This window comes from Daeguia caeni (assembly GCF_042653845.1).
Lineage (GTDB): Bacteria > Pseudomonadota > Alphaproteobacteria > Rhizobiales > Rhizobiaceae > Brucella > Brucella caeni.
In genome coordinates, this window is sequence record NZ_JBHSEL010000121.1 from 1 (window position 1) to 16410 (window position 16410).

A 16410-nucleotide genomic window follows, 5' to 3' on the forward strand; every position below is an offset into this window, starting at 1 on the left:
ATCTGATCCTCCGTAGTTTTTGCAAACATAGAGAATCATAAACTACTGAAATCGCTCAACTTAATTTTCGGTCGGGCTCTTAAATACATCATTTCTGGCAGAACAATACATTGTTCTATGCTCGCAATTAATATTCCTGTATGTGCAGAATATATTTTGACTCATGTGGTGATTTTATATGTACGCATGTCCTGTGCATGTTGAGGTGCAACATGATGAATGAAACATAAAATATGATTTTTTTTATCATGTTTATTGGCCGCAGATATGGAAAGCAAAACTTCTTGGATAATGTTTCATTTCGGCCGCGAGGTGATTGCCGTGGGTCCTCACAACGGACAAAATCTGAAGGGCTTTATTCAGGAAGGTTTTTGATCTTGCCCATACGCCGCGCATTGAGACTGGTTTGACATATGAGTTTGAAGTACCCATGGCAAAGGCTGGCTTTTTTGCCGCGTTTTACCAAGCAGCTGATACTGGTTGTCAGTGACTGTATCCTCTTGGCCTTGAGCGCCTATTTTGCCTTTGTCGTACGTCTTGGCTTTGTCTTTACGCCAAACCGTGCGCAGTTGTTTCTCATACTTGTTGCGCCGCTTCTGGCGGTTCCGGTTTTCGTCCGTTTCGGGCTTTATCGCGCCATTATCCGCTATCTGGCCGAGCGCGCCATCTGGCCCATCTTTCAGGCGACGGCTATTGCTGCCCTGTTCTGGGTTGCCCTTGTCTTCCTGATGGAGCTTTATGGCGCATCCGGTCTGCCGCGATCCGTGCCGTTGATCTACTGGCTGTTCAGCACGGTGCTGGTTGCAGTCAGCCGTTTTGGCGCGAAATGGCTGCTCAGTACGTCCGAACGCGGCAAGACTTACACCAGCTCCGCCCTTATCATCGGCGTTGGCGATCCTGCGCGCCAACTGGCGGCAGCCCTGCGCAATCATAGCGAGACGCTGGTTGTCGGGCTGGTTGATCCAAGCGGCAAATTGTGCGGCATGGATATTGTTGGGCTGCGCGTCTATGCCATGACGCAGGTGCCGTCGCTCATTGAAAACTATGGCATCAATCAGATTGTTGTATCCGAGCAGAACCTTGACAAGGAGCAGCGGCAATATCTGGCCCGCGTACTTGGGCGTCTGCCGGTCAAGGTGCGCATTCTTCCGCCGATCACTGATCTGACGGCTGGGCGCTATCTGATCAGCGCCATTCGCAATATCGAGATTGATGACCTGCTTGGCCGCTCCCCCGTGCCGCCAGATACGGCCATGCTGCGTGAGGTCGTTGAAGGCCGGCGCATCATGGTGACGGGCGCCGGTGGCTCGATCGGCAGCCATCTGTGCCACACCATCGCGGCCTGGAACCCGGCCTGCATTGTCCTGTTTGAGGTGAGCGAATTTGCGCTCTACCAGATCGACAGGCAGCTGCGCACCTTTGCCTCCTGCCCGATCATTCCGGTTCTGGGTTCGGTGCAGGATCAGGCAAGCCTTGAAGCGGCCCTGCGCGCGCACAAGATTGATACGCTTTATCATTGTGCTGCCTATAAACATGTACCTTTGGTCGAGAAGAATGAACTTGTCGGCATCTGCAACAATGTCTTTGGCACGCTCAATGTCGCAAGAGCTGCACTTGAAAGTGATGTGCAGCGTCTGGTGCTGATTTCTTCCGACAAGGCGGTGCGTCCGGCAAATGTCATGGGCGCGACCAAGCGCTGGGCCGAGCTGATCGTGGCCTATTATGGCCAGCTTGCGGAGGAAGCAGGGCAGGACAAGCTGTTTTATGCCGTGCGTTTCGGCAATGTGCTGGGCTCGAATGGCTCGGTGGTGCCGCTGTTCCGTGAACAGATTGCCAATGGCGGCCCGATCACGCTGACGCATGAAAACATGACGCGCTATTTCATGTCGATCAAGGAAGCGGCCGAGCTGATCGTGCAATCAGGCGCCATTGCCGAGACAGGTGACACGGTTCTGCTGGAAATGGGCGAGCCGGTAAAGATTCGCGATCTGGCGGAAAACATGGTTTTGCTTGCCGGCCTCACCCTGCGCACGCCAGAAAACCCCAATGGCGATATTGCCATTGAAGTGACAGGCATCCGCGACGGTGAGAAAATGTATGAGGAACTGTTTTACGATCCTTCGCTTGCCCAGTCGACGAGCCATCCGAAAATCCTGCGTGCGCCCCGCCGCAGGGTTTCAGACCATGAACTTCCCGTGAAACTCCAGGAACTTGCAGATGCCGTCGCGGCGGGTGATGTTCAGGTGGCAAGAGCCATTCTGTTTGGTTTCATAGCTTCCGGATCCGACCACGGAAATCGAGAAGGAGAAGCAGTGTAGCGACTGTGCCAATCAGCAGGAAGGCTGCCAGCGACATTGGATGATTGAACAGGAGTGCGGCAACCACGCAGGCAACGAGCATGAGGTTGAGGACGGCCACATGCAGCACAACCTTCATCACGCTCCAGCCTGCACGCTTTGCCACCTGATAGGCATGTTTGGAATGCGCTTTCAGAATGTTTTCGCCCTCGAACAGGCGTAACAGGACCGTCGTTCCGGCATCCAGTATGTAATAAAGCGGGATGAGAAGCGCGATGATGATCGAGGTCTCTCGCGCAAGCACAAGCAGGGCTGTGCCGGCGACAAGGCCAAGTGGCAGGCTGCCGGAATCGCCCAGAAAGACGCGGGCAGGCGGGCGGTTGTGGAAGGCGAAGCCTGTGAGAGCGCCTGCTGCCGCAGCCCCCATGCCGCCGCTCGCAAGGCCGGCAAGGCCAAGTGCGCAAACAAGGGCAATACCGGCCAGCGGAATGCCAGTGCCCACCACGGTCATGAGATCAAGCCCGTCCATGAAATTGGTGACATTGATGGCAACCATCAGCACCACGACGACCAGCACCGGTTCAAGCGGGGCTGGCAGCAGATCGGGCAGAAGCCGGAAATTCCCCCCAAGCCCATAGGCGACAAGACAGGCAGCAACCAGTTGCACGGCAAGGCGAATGGTTTCAGAGAGTTCATATCTGTCATCAAGCCAGCCAATGATCCACAGACCGATCATGGCCGTGACAAGACAGAACAGGAATGGCGTATCAAGCCCCAGATCGTCCGAGAAAACCAGCAATGTCGTGATGATGACCGGCACCACGATCAGACCGCCAATCTGCCGGGCTGCAATGCTGTGATTGGAGCGCGCGGTCATCTGTGCGGCGAGAAAATCAGGTGGCAGGATCCGGGTCAGCACGACAAGACCCACCCCGCATGAAACAGCAGCAAACAGAAATGCGGCAAGGATTATCAACATAAGATTCCATCATATGCGAGCTGTTTTCGCTGCGCCTTCCGATTCTGGCGCGTGCATGATCCTGGTGAGTATAGAGCAGTTCCAGGAAAAGTGGGAACCGGTTTTCCGCCCGGGAACTGCGGGAAAACAGAGCAGTTCCAGGAAAAGTGGGAACCGGTTTGCGGCCTGGGAACCGCGAAGGAACAATATGTCAGGGCAACTCAGGGTTTTCGTGGAAATCTGGATTGCCCTGGCTGAAGGATTGTCAGTATGGGGCCTCGAACCTGCCGTTCTCCACATAGACTGTCTTGATCTGGCTATAGTGCGTGAGTGCCGCCAGACCGTTCTCGCGGCCGATACCGGATTGCTTGTAGCCGCCAAACGGCACTTCCACCGGGGTGAGATTATAGGCATTGATCCAGCATGTTCCGGCCTTGATCTGCGCGATCACACGATGGCCGCGGGCAAGATCGGCGGTAAAGACACCGGCTGCCAGTCCCATTTCCGTGTCATTGGCGCGTGCGATCACCTCGTTCTCATCGGTAAAGTCGAGAATGCTCATGACCGGCCCGAAGATTTCCTCGCGCGCAATGGTCATCGTGTCGGTGACATCGGTGAAAATGGTCGGCTCGATGAAAAAGCCCTTTTCAAAGCCCTGCAGCCTGGGTACGGAGCCGCCATAGGCCAGCGTTGCGCCTTCCCGTTTGCCCTTTTCGATATAGGCGAGCACCTTTTCGCGCTGTGCGGCATTGATCAGCGGGCCCATCTGCGTTTTTTCATCCAGCGGGTCGCCAAGGCGGATGGCACGCGTGCGCTCGATCAGCCGTTCGACAAAGCGTGCGCGAATGTTTTTGTGCACGAAGACGCGCGTGCCATTGGAACAGACCTGTCCGGTCGAATAGAAATTGCCGAGCATGGCGCCGCTGATGGCGCTTTCCAGATCCGCATCGTCAAACACGATCAGCGGCGACTTGCCGCCAAGCTCCATGGTGACATGTTTGAGATGTTCGCCTGCCTGACTCATCAGCCGTTTTCCGGTCGCTACAGAGCCGGTAAGCGAGATCTTGGCGGTCAGGCGGTGGTTGACGAGTGCCGCCCCCACATCGCCAAAGCCCTGCACGACATTGAACAGACCGTCGGGCAGACCTGCTTCCTTATAGGCCTCGGCCAAGGCAAGGGCTGAAAGCGGCGTATTTTCCGATGGCTTGAAAATGAAGGCATTGCCCATGGCAAGCGCTGGCGCCGATTTCCAGGCGGCAATCTGGATCGGATAGTTCCATGCGCCAATGCCGACACAAATGCCAAGCGGCTCCCGGCGCGTATAGGCAAAAGGCCCGCCGAGATCGACATATTCGCCGTTGAAGCCTGCAATCACACCACCGAAAAATTCCAGCGCATCGGCGGCGGATGCCGCGTCGGCAACCAGGGTTTCCTGCAGTGCCTTGCCGGTATCCATGGTCTCAAGCTTGGAAAGCTTGCGGTTTTTCGCGCGCAGGATTTCGGCCGTGCGGCGCAGGATGCGGCCGCGCTCGACCGGTTTCAGGGCTGCCCATTCGGCCTGTGCGCGTTTGGCGGCGGCAAAGGCACGCTCGATAATGTCAGGTGTTGCGGTATAAAGCCGTGCAATGACCTCGCCCGTTGCCGGATAGATCACCGGCAGGCGGTTGCCCGCCTTGTCTTCCATGAACTGGCCATCGACAAAATGCGATGCTTTGGGTTGCGCTTTCATTCCGGTATCCTTGTCGTGCGACCGTGCGCCGCAATCTTCATGTCTGTTGTGCCCACAGTCAGGCGCAATGGTCAATGTTCGGCGCTCAGCGATCCGATGTTTCCCAGCGTGGATTGATCCATGGCTGCTGGTTGGAAGGTGGCAGTGGCGTGCGGCCGAGAATATGGTCTGCGGCCTTCTCGCCGGTCATGATCGACGGCCCGTTGAGATTGCCATTGGTAATGCGCGGGAAAATCGAGGAGTCGGCCACGCGCAGCCCTTCCACGCCAATCACCCGGCATTCAGGGTCAACCACGGCCATGGGATCGTTCTCATCGCCCATCTTGCAGGTGCCGCAAGGATGGAAGGCGCTTTCGGCATGATCGCGTATGAAGGCGTCGATTTCCTCATCCGTCTGAATGTGTGGGCCGGGCTGGATTTCCCGGCCGCGATAGGGGTCAAAGGCCGCCTGCCCGAAGATCTGCCGCGTCAGGCGCACGCAATGGCGGAAATCGGCCCAGTCATCCTCATGCGACATGTAATTGAAGCGGATGACCGGCTTTTCACGCGGATTGGCCGAGCGCAGCGTCACGCTGCCGCGCGATTTTGACCGCATCGGGCCGACATGGACCTGGAAACCATGTGAATTTGCCGCTGCCTTGCCGTCATAGCGAATGGCGACCGGCAGGAAATGATATTGAATGTCGGGATATTCCACGCCGGCCCTGGATCGCACGAAGGCTGCGGATTCAAAATGGTTTGTCGCGCCATCGCCCGACTTGAACAACAGCCATTCAAGGCCGATGCGCGCCTTCGACCACAGGTTCAGCTTGGAATAGAGCGTGATGGGCTGGGTGCATTCCTGCTGGATATAGACTTCCAGGTGATCCTGCAGGTTCTGCCCGACACCCGGCCGGTCAACCACGACATCAATGCCATGTTGTCTGAGATGCTCGGCAGGGCCAATGCCGGACAGCATCAGAAGCTTTGGCGAATTGATGGAGGAGGCAGCAATAATCACCTCGCGCCTTGCGCGGATGGTGGTAAAGCCGCGGCCCGCCTCGATCTCGACGCCAACGGCGCGGCGGCCTTCCAGCACGATCTTGCGCGCCAGCCCCCGGACAAGTTTGACATTGGTGCGTTTCAGGGCGGGCTTCAGATAGGCATTGGCGGCAGACCAGCGGCGGCCATTGTGGATGGTCTGTTCCATCGGGCCAAAGCCTTCCTGCTTTTCACCATTATAATCGATGGTCGTCTCAAAGCCCGCCTGACGTCCGGCCTGAATGAAGGCATGATAGAGCGGATTGTCCATGCGTCCGCGCTGGACATGCAACGGCCCGTCGGTGCCGCGCCAGCCCTCTTCGCCGCCATGGGCATTTTCCATGCGCTTGAAATAGGGCAGCACATCGGCAAAGGACCAGCCGCGCGCGCCACTTTCCGCCCAATGGTCAAAGTCGCGGGCATGCCCGCGCACATAGACCATGCCATTGATGGAGGAGGAGCCGCCAATCACCTTGCCACGCGGCGTCACCAGCCGCCTGCCGCCAAGATGCGGCTCCGGCTCGGTGGAAAAGCCCCAGTCATAGGTCTCCATATTCATGGGAAAGGAGAGGGCGGCAGGCATCTGAATGAAGGGGCCAATATCAGGGCCGCCATATTCGATGACAATGACCGAGTGCCGGCCGTCTTCCGACAGGCGGTAGGCCATGGCAGAGCCCGCCGAGCCTGATCCGATGATTACAAAATCTGCTTCCATGCCTGGCTCCTCATTGCAAGCTGCACGTCAACATAGTTCTGCACCAGCTGGATGGCCGTAGCTGTCTCGCGCCCTTCGCTGCCCAGTGCATGGCGGATATAAAGCCCGTCAATCAGCGCCGCAGCCCCCTCGGCAATCAGATTGGCATGGTCGCGATCGGTCAGCTGCCGGAGCGCGAAGACCAGGTTGGAATGCAGCCGTTTTGCATAGACACGCAACAGGCGCCTTGTGTCTTCCGACTGCTGGGCATGGACATAGAAGGTAAGCCATGCCGACACCGTTTCCGGCGCAAATTGCGCCGTGGCAAAATTGACTGCGATAATGGCCGCAATCCGCGCGCGCGGCGTTGCGGCACGGCGCATTGCCGCACGCGAATCCTTTTCCAGTTCGCGCAGCAAATGGCGCATGGTGGCAAGAATGAGCTTGTCCTTGCCGCCGAAATAATGATGCGCCAAGGCCGGAGAAACGCCGGCCTCATGGGCAATCTGCGCAACCGTAACATCCAGCGAGCCACGCTGGCCGATCGTGCGTATGGCAGCGTCAATCAATTCACGCCGCCGTACTGGCTCCATACCAATTTTGGGCATCCGGCAAATTGCTCCCCTGTTGTTTGCGCCAGTATAATTTTGATTGACTCATCAATCAATAAAAACCGGCAAGCCTTGTCCATGCTGCAGACCATGTGGCAATGGCCGGCCTGGCGAGGATGATTGTGCGGCTGAAAGGGCTCAGGGCTGACCGCAGGTGCAAGGCTGCCACGATGGACGGAAGGCAGCTTGCAGGCCTTTCAAAGCCAGCCCTTGCGCCGGAAATACATGATCGGCAACAGGGCCGAGACCACCATCAGCACCAGTGCCATTGGATAACCCCATTTGGCATGGAGTTCCGGCATGATGGCAAAGTTCATGCCGTAAATGGAGGCGACAAGCGTTGGTGGCATGAAACCGACAGCAGCAACCGAGAAGATCTTGATAATGGCGTTCTGCTCCACCGAGATCAGCCCGACGATGGTATCCAGCAGGAAGGTCACCTTGTTGGACAGGAAATCCACATAGGCGGTCAGCGATTGCATGTCGCGTTCGATCGACTTGATCCAGATGCGCGTTTCCTTTTTGGCCGAGCCGGGATTGTTCATGGCGGAAAGATAGACATTCATCCGGCTCAGCCCTGCCAGACTTTCACGCACGCGCGACAGGAAGGTACCCTGCGCACCAATAACGGTCAGCACCTCGCGGAAATCCTGTGTCGTCATTGGCCGGGCCTTTTCTTCGCGCCGGTAGATGGCATGCGAGGCCTTGTCGATCTTTCCGGCCACACCTTCCAGAATATCGGCAAGACGGTTGGTGGTTGCTTCAATCAGCCCAAGCATGATCGACAGGCCGCTGCATTTTGCCGGTATCAGGCCATTGCCCGGCTTGATTGCTCGCAGCTGATAGGTGAGGAATGAGCGCGGCGTGGCATAGCGCACGGTGATAAGCCGCGTCCCGTGCAGGATGAACGTCACCGGCGACAATTCACGATGGTCGAGATCAACCGCATGCAGGATTGGCGCAGTCAGATATTGCGCGCCATTTTCGCTGTAAAACCGGCTCGATTCTTCAATTTCTGTCATGTCTTCATGGGTGGGGATGGCGATCCCTGTCCATGCCTCGACGATCTTGTCCTCGTTCATGGCCGGTTCCAGCAGGTCAATCCAGACAATATTGGCTGGCAGTTCCTGTCCGGGTTCAATGTCTATCTTTTCGAGGTGGTCAGCAACGAGGCCGTAAAGCGTGATCATCCGGTTATCCGATAGCAATTGGAGAATCTTGAGCCACAAAATGCCCGAACAGTGTTAACGCAATCGGACAGACACGTCGCCTATCAATTGACGGAAAAGTGCGGGCACTATATTCATCAGGTCATCTGATGAATTTTGGACACTCATGAAAATCTTGTCAAAGAAAACACTGGCTGAAACCGCCATGCAGGCCATCCGTGCGGAAATTGCCGCCGGACGTTGGCCGGTCGGCTCACGCCTTCCCAATGAAACAGTGCTTTCAGGCGAACTGGGTGTCAGCCGCAGCACATTGCGCGAGGCGGTGCGCGCGCTGGTGGCGCAGGGCATTCTGGAGACAAGGCAGGGGGCGGGAACCTTTGTCAGGGCACTGAGTGATGATCGCGCACAGCTTGACCGGCTCAGACATGCCAGCCTGCGTGACCGGTTTGAAATCCGCGCCCTGCTTGAGGCAGAAGCCGCCCGGCTTGCCGCCTTGCGTGCAGGCCCTGATGCCGTCATGGAAATGCGCCGTCTGTTGCATGAACGCGGTGAACGCATGGGGGCAAAGGACGGGGATTTCCTTGCGCGTGATTTTGCCTTTCATCAATGTGTTGTCGCTGCATCCGGCAACAAGGTGCTGATGGAAATCTATAATTTCTTTTCCACCTCTGTTCGCGAAGCGATCGAGGCAACCTTCGACAGTGACCTGCCGGAACCGGATCTTGCTGCCCATACGGCAATAGTCGATGCCATTGCCGCGCACGATGCGGAAGGGGCAGCACGCGCAACGCGGCAGTTCATGCTGCCCATTCTTGAACGACTGAAAGACCTGCTGGACGAATGAACATGGAACACAGAGCGCCTCTGGCGGCTGGAACACCGGATGAAGCAAAGGCAATGACGGCCGAAGGCCCACACAAGGGCAGTGCGCCTGCCAGAAGCCGTTTCATGCATGTGCTTGCCGGCATCAGCCTTGTGCTGATTGCCGCCAATCTGCGTCCGGTCTTTTCAAGCCTTTCGGTTCTGTTGCCGGATATTCGTCAGGCAACCGGCATGACGGCCTTTGCCGCCGGCATTCTCACCACGCTGCCTGTCGTCTGTCTCGGCATTTTTGCCCCGCTTGCCCCGCGCCTTGCCCAGCGCATTGGGGCAGAGCGCGTGCTGCTGCTGGTGCTGATCGTTCTGGCGGTGGGTACGGCCATACGTGGAACTGGCAGTTTCTATTTGCTTTATCTGGGGGCAGCCCTTGCCGGTGGCGCCATTGCCGTTGGCAATGTGCTGTTGCCAAGCGTTGTCAAACGCGATTTTCCAACCGTCGCGCCGATGATGACCGGGCTTTATACCATGGCGCTGTGTGGTGGGGCGGCGGCGGCTGTTGGTTTCACCGTGCCCATCAAGGACTGGCTTGATGGTTCATGGAATCTGGCGCTGGCCTTCTGGGTCATCCCGGTTCTGCTGGTACTGGTCTTGTGGCTGCCGCAGGCCCTGCAGGCAAAACATGATCGCGCGCTTTCCCATGTCAGGGTCAATGGCCTGCTGAAAGACCGGCTGGCCTGGAATGTGACCCTGTTCATGGGGCTGCAATCGGCAACGGCCTATATCGTCTTTGGCTGGCTTGGCTCGATCATCCGCGACCGTGGCCTGAGCGCCAATGCCGCCGGTGTGCTGATTTCCTTTTCCATCATGGTGCAGGTGATCACCTGCCTTGCCGTGCCTTCCATTGCGGCAAGACAGAAAAGCCAGAGCCTGATCAATGTCATCTTGTGCCTGTGTGCGGCTGTGCCGCTGATCGGCTTTCTTTATCTGCCGTATTGGACATTCTGGCCACTGGCAGTCGTGCAGGGCATCGGGCAGGGCGGGCTCATTGCCGCCGCCATGATGATGATCGTGCTGCGTTCACCCGATGCGCAGGTGGCGGCGCATCTGTCAGGCATGGCGCAGGGCGTGGGTTATTGCCTGGCGGCCTTTGGCCCGCTTCTGGTCGGCGTCATCCAGAGCATGACCGGCAGCTTTGCCGCCTGCGGGCTGCTCTTTGCCGCCATTGGCATATTGTCATCCATCTGTGGCTGGGGTGCAGGCCGGCCGCGGCATGTCAATGTCACGGTTGAACGAAGGCATTCATGACGTGCCCCCTCATGGCGTCTTGAGATGAAAAAGCCCGGCATTGCCGGGCCTTTGTCCAAAGCAGTTCCAGAAAAAGATTTCCGTCCGGAACTGCGCAATAACATTATGCCAGAGCAATTCAGCGTTTCTGTGAAATCTGGATTGCTCTGTTGATGGGGCAGCTCAAACGAACTGACCAAGCCCCGGAATGGCGCCGACAATGGCGTCAACCGGCTCATCGCCCGCCTTTTCCTTGGCAAAGCGAATGGTTTCCTTGGCAACACCGGCAATTTCGCCCATGCCAAGACCGGCCGACATGAGCTGCGAGCCGAGACCCATCACACCGCCAACGAGATTGGCAAGAAAGCCGCCGCCCTTGACCTGTGAAACGGCTTCTTCTGCGCCAGGAATGGCGGCAAGCAGTTCTTTGACCTTGTCAGCCGGACCTTCCTTCTGCAGGAAAGCGAGGATCAGGCCGACCGATTTTTCAGCGGTTGCGGCATCAATACCGACATTCGACGTGATGCGCGTGATGAGTTCTTCCATTTGAGTCTCCCATAGAACTTACGTTTACGTAATATGCATCCAACCAGGCCATTTGCAAGAGGGCCTTGTTCGTTGAAAAGTAAAATTGCGCCAGTTTTTGACAGACGGCAAGCGCGGGCCATGCCTTTTGGGTAGCCGAGGGCTTGTCGCTTTGTGCAAATGATGCCTGGCTTGCGCTGCCTGACCGGCCTTGGCCGTACTTTCCAGGCTTGGGCATTGTCGAGGCCCAGACAGGCTATTATATCTTTTGCCTGTTGCTGCATTATTCGCTCGATTCATAACGCCAGGGGAGCAAACACGCTGATGAATGCTGATGACGCCATTTTTCTCGGTGCGAGCCGCAAGCCTGATAATTCTTACCAGCAGCCGGAATATCTGGCGCTGAAATATGGCAATCGTCATGGCCTCATCACGGGTGCCACCGGCACCGGCAAGACGGTGACCCTGCAGGTCCTGGCCGAAAGTTTCTCGGCGGCCGGCGTTCCGGTCTTCTGTGCCGATATCAAGGGCGATCTGTCCGGCATTGCGGCTGCGGGCGTGCCCAATGACGGGCTTGCAAAACGCGCGGAGGAGATCAAACTCTCGCCCTATGAGCAAAAGGCCTCGCCGGTCATTTTCTGGGACATTTTTGGCGAACAGGGCCATCCTGTGCGCGCCACCATTTCCGAAATGGGGCCGCTGCTCCTGTCGCGGCTGCTGAATCTCACCGAAGCACAGGAAGGTGTGCTCAATATTGCTTTCCGCCTTGCCGATCAGGAAGGGTTGTTGCTGATTGATCTGAAGGATCTGCAGGCCATTCTTGCCGATATGGCAGGGCGTACGGAAGAACTGTCGGCCAGATATGGCAATGTAAACAAGGCTTCCGTGGGCGCGATCCAGCGTTCGCTTCTGGTGCTGGAACAGCAGGGCGGCGACAGGTTCTTTGGCGAGCCGGCCCTGCGCATTGCTGACCTGATGCGCACCACGGTTGATGGTCGCGGCGTGGTCAGCGTTCTGGCGGCGGACAGGCTGATGATGAGTCCCCGGCTTTATTCCACCTTCCTGCTCTGGCTGATGTCGGAACTGTTTGAAACCTTGCCGGAAGTGGGTGATCCGGACAAGCCAAGGCTGGTCTTCTTCTTTGATGAAGCCCATCTTCTGTTCGATGAAGCGCCAAAGGCGCTGATCGACCGGGTGGAACAGGTAGTGCGCCTGATCCGCTCAAAGGGTGTGGGCATCTATTTTGTCACGCAGAATCCGCTGGATGTGCCGGAAAGCGTGCTGGCGCAGCTTGGCAATCGTGTTCAACATGCGCTGCGCGCCTATACGCCGCGCGAAACCAATGCGGTCAAGACTGCGGCCGATACATTCCGGCCAAATCCGGATTTCAATACGTTCGAGGCTATCACCAATCTGGCTACAGGCGAGGCGCTGGTCTCAACCCTGCAGGCCAAGGGCGTGCCATCTGTCGTTCAGCGTACCCTGATCCGACCTCCAGCGTCACGCATCGGGCCGCTTACGCCGGAAGAACGTCAGAAGATCATCGCGGCAAGTCCCATCGCGGGGCAGTATGAACAGGCAATCGATCGTGATTCTGCCTTTGAAATGCTTGCCCGCAAGGCAGAGGCAGCAGCCCAGTCGCAGGCAAAGCCGCAGGGCCAGACAGCACAGCAACCAGACGGGCAGGAAGGCATTCTGGGCGATCTTCTGGGGGCAGCCCTTGGCACGGGCAAGCGTTCCGGCCGCCAGACGATTGCCGAAGCGGCGATGAAATCGGTTGTCCGCTCGGTCGGCAGTTCCCTGGGCCGCGCCTTGGTGCGCGGTATTCTGGGGAGTTTCAAGCGCTAGAATTTTATGCATGAACAAGAAAAGCCCCGGAAACCGGGGCTTTTCTGGGATCAGATCACGACGATTGGCGTTTTGGGCGGAACGCGGTTGTAGAGATCGATAATATCCTGGTTGAGGAACCGCACGCAGCCCGACGAAACCGCCTTGCCGATCGACCACCATTCGGGGTTGCCGTGCAGGCGATAAAGCGTGTCCTTGCCATCCTTGAAGATATAGAGCGCACGCGCGCCAAGCGGATTGTTGAGACCTGGCGCCATGCCGCCATTGGCGGCGCTATATCGTGCCAGTTCCGGCTGGCGAGCGATCATTTCGTCTGGCGGCGTCCAGCGTGGCCATGCGCGCTTGTACTGGATGGTGGCGCGGCCAGACCAGGCAAAGCCAGCGCGGCCAATGCCAACGCCATAGCGGATGGCCTGACCATTATCGAGCACCAGATAGGCAAAGCGGTTGGCCGTATCGATCACGATCGTGCCCGGCAATTCGCCGGTTGGATCCGGAACCACCTGACGTAGATAGCGCTTGTCCATCTTGTGGATCGGAATGGCCGGGAGCATGTAACCATTGTCCTCAACGGCTGCATACATCTGTTCCCAGCCACCAAATGATGGGTCGACGTAGCCACTTGGTGTCCGATTGAGCGGAACGCCATTGTCATCCACATCGATGATCGGGATGTTCTGTCCGAGCTGCGCACAGCCGGCAAGGCCGGTTGCGGCAGTTGCAGTCAGTGCCGTCAGGAATGAGCGGCGGGAAAGTTTTGTGTGCATATGAAATCCAGACTATTGACGGGTGGAGACTCTATACAGGTGTCAAGGTTAACGGATTGCAACCAGATTTAAGGTTGCAAGAGCGTCAGGAAGCTGCATGGAAAGCCTATCCAGAATTTGATATTGGCTGAATTCGCTTCATAAATGTGGCAATGAGCGGATTGTTTTGCGACAATATGGTGGCAGGACGCATGCAGGCGCGGCCTGTTGCAGCAGGGGCACAATTTTAGCTGGCAGTAATGTAAATCAGTCGAGCATCTGCAGGCTGGGCAGGATCAGTGCTGGCTGAAACTGCCTGTATTCATCGGGCTGATTCGTACGGTTGATCCAGACGCCGCGCATGCCGAAGCTGACTGCCCCGGCCACATCCCAGCGATTGGACGACTGGAACGAGATGGCGTCCGGATAGACCCGCCAATGCATGGTCACCATTTCATAGACGTCATGGGCAGTCTTGTATTTGCGTACGCTGTCGGCAGAGAACAGATCATCCACCAGCATGTCCAGCGCGGATGATTTGAGGGCTGCCTCCAGCATGCTAATCGAGCCATTGGACAGGATGGCAATGCGCGCGCCGCGCTCTTTCAGGTTCCTGAAGGCTGCCGGGACCTCCGGGTAGCAGTCAATATGCCAATAGGCATCGAGGAGATCCGCACGCAGGGATGGATCGACGGAAGGATAGCTGGCCAAGGCAAAATCAAGCGCCTGTTCGGTCAGCTGCCAGAAGTCGCTATAGGCGCCCATCAGGGTGCAGACCCAGGAATATTCAAGCTGTTTTGCACGCCAGAGCTGCGACATGGCCAGACCATCCGGCCCTGCCTTTGACGCATGGCGGCGTACGGCAGCATGAACGTCAAACACTGTACCATAGGCGTCGAAAACATAAGACTGATAGGACACTGGCTTCTCCGTCGGCTGAAACACACCGATTGGAAATTCATTGCCGCTTTCCGGTGCCATATTCAATAATATTTCATTGTTCCGAAATGGATTTTGTATTTCAGTGCATTGCCGCAAGCGCCAATGCGGCCTATGTAGAGACTGTATGAAAGTTTCAGGGGCCGCGGTGACGGCACCGGTCTTGCTGAACGCAAGCAAAAAAGAAGAGGAGAGTTTCCAATGGCATTCGAACTTCCCCCACTGCCTTATGACTATGATGCCCTTGCGCCATACATGTCGCGTGAAACGCTTGAGTATCACCACGACAAGCACCATCAGGCTTATGTAACCAACGGCAACAAGCTCCTTGAAGGTTCCGGTCTTGAAGGCAAGAGCCTCGAAGAAATCGTCAAGGGAAGCTATGGCAAGAATCAGGCTCTCTTCAACAATGCCGGCCAGCACTACAATCATTTGCATTTCTGGAACTGGATGAAGAAGAATGGCGGCGGCCGCAAGCTGCCGGGCAAGCTGGAAAAGGCAATCGAAACCGATCTTGGCGGCTACGACAAGTTCCGTGAAGACTTCATCGCCGCCGGTGCGGCACAGTTCGGTTCGGGCTGGGCATGGCTTTCGGTCAAGGACGGCAAGCTTGAAATCTCCAAGACCCCGAACGGTGAAAACCCGCTCGTCCATGGCGCAACGCCGATCCTCGGCGTCGACGTATGGGAACATTCCTACTACATCGACTATCGCAATGCGCGTCCAAAATATCTGGAAGCCTTTGTCGATAACCTGATCAACTGGGAATATGTCGAAGCGCTTTATGAAAAGGCATAAGACCTGATCGAAAAGTCCAAAGTGAAAAGCCGCGTTATTGCGGCTTTTCTTTTTTATAATGTATCATCAATGGGCAACATATTGTAATTTGACTGCCATATTCTTTCTGAAAGACTCAAGGGGCAATTTTTTTAAGGAGTTGCTTATGTTTAATAAGTCAAAATTCATTGCTTCCGTCTTTATTGCTTTGATGCTTTCCAATGTCGCATCCCAAGCCTGTATCCTGAAGGGTATCGGTGGTGATGGCGGCAATTGTGCCAAGGATTGTGAAAAATACGGCCACCCATACTGGCTGTGCATGCTGGGTTCTTCGCATGCGCCTCAGCCGGGTGGCGACAGGAACCGCTAAACGGAACAGGTTGAGCGGAATGACTGTGAGCGGCTCTGCCCCTGCGGCAGGGCCGTTTTCTTGTAAAACATCAGCAATGATTGGTTTTTCATCGCTTTCCATTGCAATTGAGGCTGTATTCCCCATAATTGGCAAACCCGAAAAAACGGGCAATAGTGCATTGTGGAGGGAATTTATGCGCGCATCGTTTTTTGCTGTTGTTTCAGCGGCGGTTCTTATGTCCGGCATGGCGCATGCCGATGCGATTGCTGACCGTCAGGCATTGATGAAGGATATAGGCCGTTCTGTCGGAGCGATCGTGCCGATGATCAAGGGAGAAAAACCGTTTGATGCGGCCGCGGCGCTGGCGGCTCTGGAACAGATCGACGCTGATGCAAAGAAGATCGATGTCGCAACCATGTTCCCGGCTGGCTCGGACAAGGGTGATACCGAGGCTTCGCCAAAAATCTGGGAAGACATGGATGGCTTCACCAAGGCCGTCGACAAGTTCAAGGCAGATGCAGCCGCAGCAGCTGCTGCCAAGCCGGATTCGCTTGATGGGCTGAAGCTGGCTTTCCAGCAGGTCAGCGCCAATTGTGGTTCCTGCCATCAGTCCTATCGCCTGAAGAAGAACTAGGCGGTTGC

At 56.6% G+C, this 16410-nt stretch carries 16 protein-coding genes; 7 read left to right on the top strand and 9 right to left on the bottom strand.

Features of this window, described 5'->3' with window-relative positions; genetic code table 11:
* Positions 1-413: 413 nt before the first annotated feature.
* Positions 414-2318, top strand: coding sequence for a polysaccharide biosynthesis protein (locus ACFO1V_RS12710; protein WP_374832720.1), 1905 nt, complete (start codon positions 414-416; stop codon positions 2316-2318).
* Here ACFO1V_RS12710 and ACFO1V_RS12715 read toward each other — a convergent pair.
* The 5 genes from ACFO1V_RS12715 to ACFO1V_RS12735 form a co-directional block, all read right to left on the bottom strand.
* Positions 2269-3276, bottom strand: coding sequence for an MraY family glycosyltransferase (locus ACFO1V_RS12715; protein WP_374832722.1), 1008 nt, complete (start codon positions 3274-3276; stop codon positions 2269-2271). The genes ACFO1V_RS12710 and ACFO1V_RS12715 overlap by 50 nt on opposite strands.
* Positions 3277-3520: 244 nt before the next feature.
* Complete coding sequence (gene betB, locus ACFO1V_RS12720) at positions 3521-4984, bottom strand: betaine-aldehyde dehydrogenase (RefSeq protein ID WP_374832724.1); 1464 nt, start codon at positions 4982-4984, stop codon at positions 3521-3523.
* An 85-nt stretch (positions 4985-5069) separates the two neighbouring features.
* Positions 5070-6719, bottom strand: coding sequence for a choline dehydrogenase (betA, locus tag ACFO1V_RS12725; protein ID WP_374832726.1), 1650 nt, complete (start codon positions 6717-6719; stop codon positions 5070-5072).
* Positions 6701-7306 carry a transcriptional regulator BetI gene (gene betI, locus ACFO1V_RS12730; RefSeq protein ID WP_374832728.1) on the bottom strand — a complete coding sequence of 202 codons (606 nt, stop codon included), beginning with the start codon at positions 7304-7306 and terminating at the stop codon, positions 6701-6703. Before betI ends, betA begins: the two co-directional genes overlap by 19 nt.
* Positions 7307-7506: 200 nt before the next feature.
* Positions 7507-8499 carry a magnesium transporter CorA family protein gene (locus tag ACFO1V_RS12735; protein WP_374832730.1) on the bottom strand — a complete coding sequence of 331 codons (993 nt, stop codon included), beginning with the start codon at positions 8497-8499 and terminating at the stop codon, positions 7507-7509.
* Between the two features lie 145 nt (positions 8500-8644).
* On the opposite strand from ACFO1V_RS12735, the gene ACFO1V_RS12740 reads away from it, so the two are divergent.
* The 3 genes from ACFO1V_RS12740 to ACFO1V_RS12750 are packed head-to-tail and all read left to right on the top strand — an operon-like array spanning position 8645 to position 10755.
* The gene (locus ACFO1V_RS12740; RefSeq protein WP_374832732.1) at positions 8645-9322 is read left to right on the top strand and encodes a FadR/GntR family transcriptional regulator; all 678 of its coding nucleotides are present in this window, start codon (positions 8645-8647) and stop codon (positions 9320-9322) included.
* Between the two features lie 53 nt (positions 9323-9375).
* A complete protein-coding gene (locus ACFO1V_RS12745; protein WP_374832823.1) occupies positions 9376-10602 on the top strand; it encodes a CynX/NimT family MFS transporter in 1227 nt (408 codons plus the stop codon).
* Positions 10603-10626: 24 nt separating this feature from the next.
* Positions 10627-10755: a hypothetical protein gene (locus tag ACFO1V_RS12750; RefSeq protein ID WP_374832734.1), complete on the top strand. Its 129-nt coding sequence runs from the start codon at positions 10627-10629 to the stop codon at positions 10753-10755.
* 9 nt (positions 10756-10764) lie between these two features.
* On the opposite strand, the gene ACFO1V_RS12755 is transcribed toward ACFO1V_RS12750, so the two are convergent.
* Positions 10765-11127 (bottom strand): DUF2267 domain-containing protein, encoded by a 363-nt coding sequence (locus tag ACFO1V_RS12755; RefSeq protein ID WP_374832736.1) that lies wholly within the window; start codon positions 11125-11127, stop codon positions 10765-10767.
* A 303-nt stretch (positions 11128-11430) separates the two neighbouring features.
* Here ACFO1V_RS12755 and ACFO1V_RS12760 point away from each other — a divergent pair, with 303 nt between their 5' ends.
* Positions 11431-12954 (top strand): helicase HerA-like C-terminal domain-containing protein, encoded by a 1524-nt coding sequence (locus ACFO1V_RS12760; protein ID WP_374832737.1) that lies wholly within the window; start codon positions 11431-11433, stop codon positions 12952-12954.
* Positions 12955-13004: 50 nt separating this feature from the next.
* Here ACFO1V_RS12760 and ACFO1V_RS12765 read toward each other — a convergent pair whose 3' ends face one another.
* Both ACFO1V_RS12765 and ACFO1V_RS12770 read right to left on the bottom strand, forming a co-directional pair.
* Positions 13005-13721, bottom strand: a complete 717-nt coding sequence (locus ACFO1V_RS12765; RefSeq protein WP_374832739.1) for a L,D-transpeptidase — start codon at positions 13719-13721, stop codon at positions 13005-13007.
* Between the two features lie 246 nt (positions 13722-13967).
* Positions 13968-14621, bottom strand: a complete 654-nt coding sequence (locus ACFO1V_RS12770) for a haloacid dehalogenase type II (protein ID WP_374832741.1) — start codon at positions 14619-14621, stop codon at positions 13968-13970.
* Positions 14622-14840: 219 nt separating this feature from the next.
* Here ACFO1V_RS12770 and ACFO1V_RS12775 point away from each other — a divergent pair, with 219 nt between their 5' ends.
* On the top strand, positions 14841-15437 hold the full coding sequence (locus ACFO1V_RS12775) for a superoxide dismutase (RefSeq protein ID WP_374832743.1): 597 nt from the start codon (positions 14841-14843) through the stop codon (positions 15435-15437).
* A 157-nt stretch (positions 15438-15594) separates the two neighbouring features.
* On the opposite strand, the gene ACFO1V_RS12780 is transcribed toward ACFO1V_RS12775, so the two are convergent.
* Complete coding sequence (locus ACFO1V_RS12780; RefSeq protein ID WP_374832745.1) at positions 15595-16014, bottom strand: hypothetical protein; 420 nt, start codon at positions 16012-16014, stop codon at positions 15595-15597.
* Here ACFO1V_RS12780 and ACFO1V_RS12785 point away from each other — a divergent pair.
* Positions 16004-16402, top strand: a complete 399-nt coding sequence (locus tag ACFO1V_RS12785) for a c-type cytochrome (protein ID WP_374832747.1) — start codon at positions 16004-16006, stop codon at positions 16400-16402. The two genes, ACFO1V_RS12780 and ACFO1V_RS12785, sit on opposite strands and share 11 nt — an antisense overlap.
* Positions 16403-16410 lie beyond the last annotated feature (8 nt).

Excerpts from the sequence above, each read along its gene's own strand:
- ACFO1V_RS12710 (WP_374832720.1), top strand. The coding sequence starts at position 414 with ATGAGTTTGAAGTACCCATGGCAAAGGCTGGCTTTTTTGCCGCGTTTT.
- ACFO1V_RS12715 (WP_374832722.1), bottom strand. The coding sequence starts at position 3,276 with ATGTTGATAATCCTTGCCGCATTTCTGTTTGCTGCTGTTTCATGCGGG.
- betB (WP_374832724.1), bottom strand. The coding sequence starts at position 4,984 with ATGAAAGCGCAACCCAAAGCATCGCATTTTGTCGATGGCCAGTTCATG.
- betA (WP_374832726.1), bottom strand. The coding sequence starts at position 6,719 with ATGGAAGCAGATTTTGTAATCATCGGATCAGGCTCGGCGGGCTCTGCC.
- betI (WP_374832728.1), bottom strand. The coding sequence starts at position 7,306 with ATGCCCAAAATTGGTATGGAGCCAGTACGGCGGCGTGAATTGATTGAC.
- ACFO1V_RS12735 (WP_374832730.1), bottom strand. The coding sequence starts at position 8,499 with ATGATCACGCTTTACGGCCTCGTTGCTGACCACCTCGAAAAGATAGAC.
- ACFO1V_RS12740 (WP_374832732.1), top strand. The coding sequence starts at position 8,645 with ATGAAAATCTTGTCAAAGAAAACACTGGCTGAAACCGCCATGCAGGCC.
- ACFO1V_RS12745 (WP_374832823.1), top strand. The coding sequence starts at position 9,376 with ATGACGGCCGAAGGCCCACACAAGGGCAGTGCGCCTGCCAGAAGCCGT.
- ACFO1V_RS12750 (WP_374832734.1), top strand. The coding sequence starts at position 10,627 with ATGAAAAAGCCCGGCATTGCCGGGCCTTTGTCCAAAGCAGTTCCAGAA.
- ACFO1V_RS12755 (WP_374832736.1), bottom strand. The coding sequence starts at position 11,127 with ATGGAAGAACTCATCACGCGCATCACGTCGAATGTCGGTATTGATGCC.
- ACFO1V_RS12760 (WP_374832737.1), top strand. The coding sequence starts at position 11,431 with ATGAATGCTGATGACGCCATTTTTCTCGGTGCGAGCCGCAAGCCTGAT.
- ACFO1V_RS12765 (WP_374832739.1), bottom strand. The coding sequence starts at position 13,721 with ATGCACACAAAACTTTCCCGCCGCTCATTCCTGACGGCACTGACTGCA.
- ACFO1V_RS12775 (WP_374832743.1), top strand. The coding sequence starts at position 14,841 with ATGGCATTCGAACTTCCCCCACTGCCTTATGACTATGATGCCCTTGCG.
- ACFO1V_RS12785 (WP_374832747.1), top strand. The coding sequence starts at position 16,004 with ATGTCCGGCATGGCGCATGCCGATGCGATTGCTGACCGTCAGGCATTG.
- ACFO1V_RS12780 (WP_374832745.1), bottom strand. The coding sequence starts at position 16,014 with ATGCCGGACATAAGAACCGCCGCTGAAACAACAGCAAAAAACGATGCG.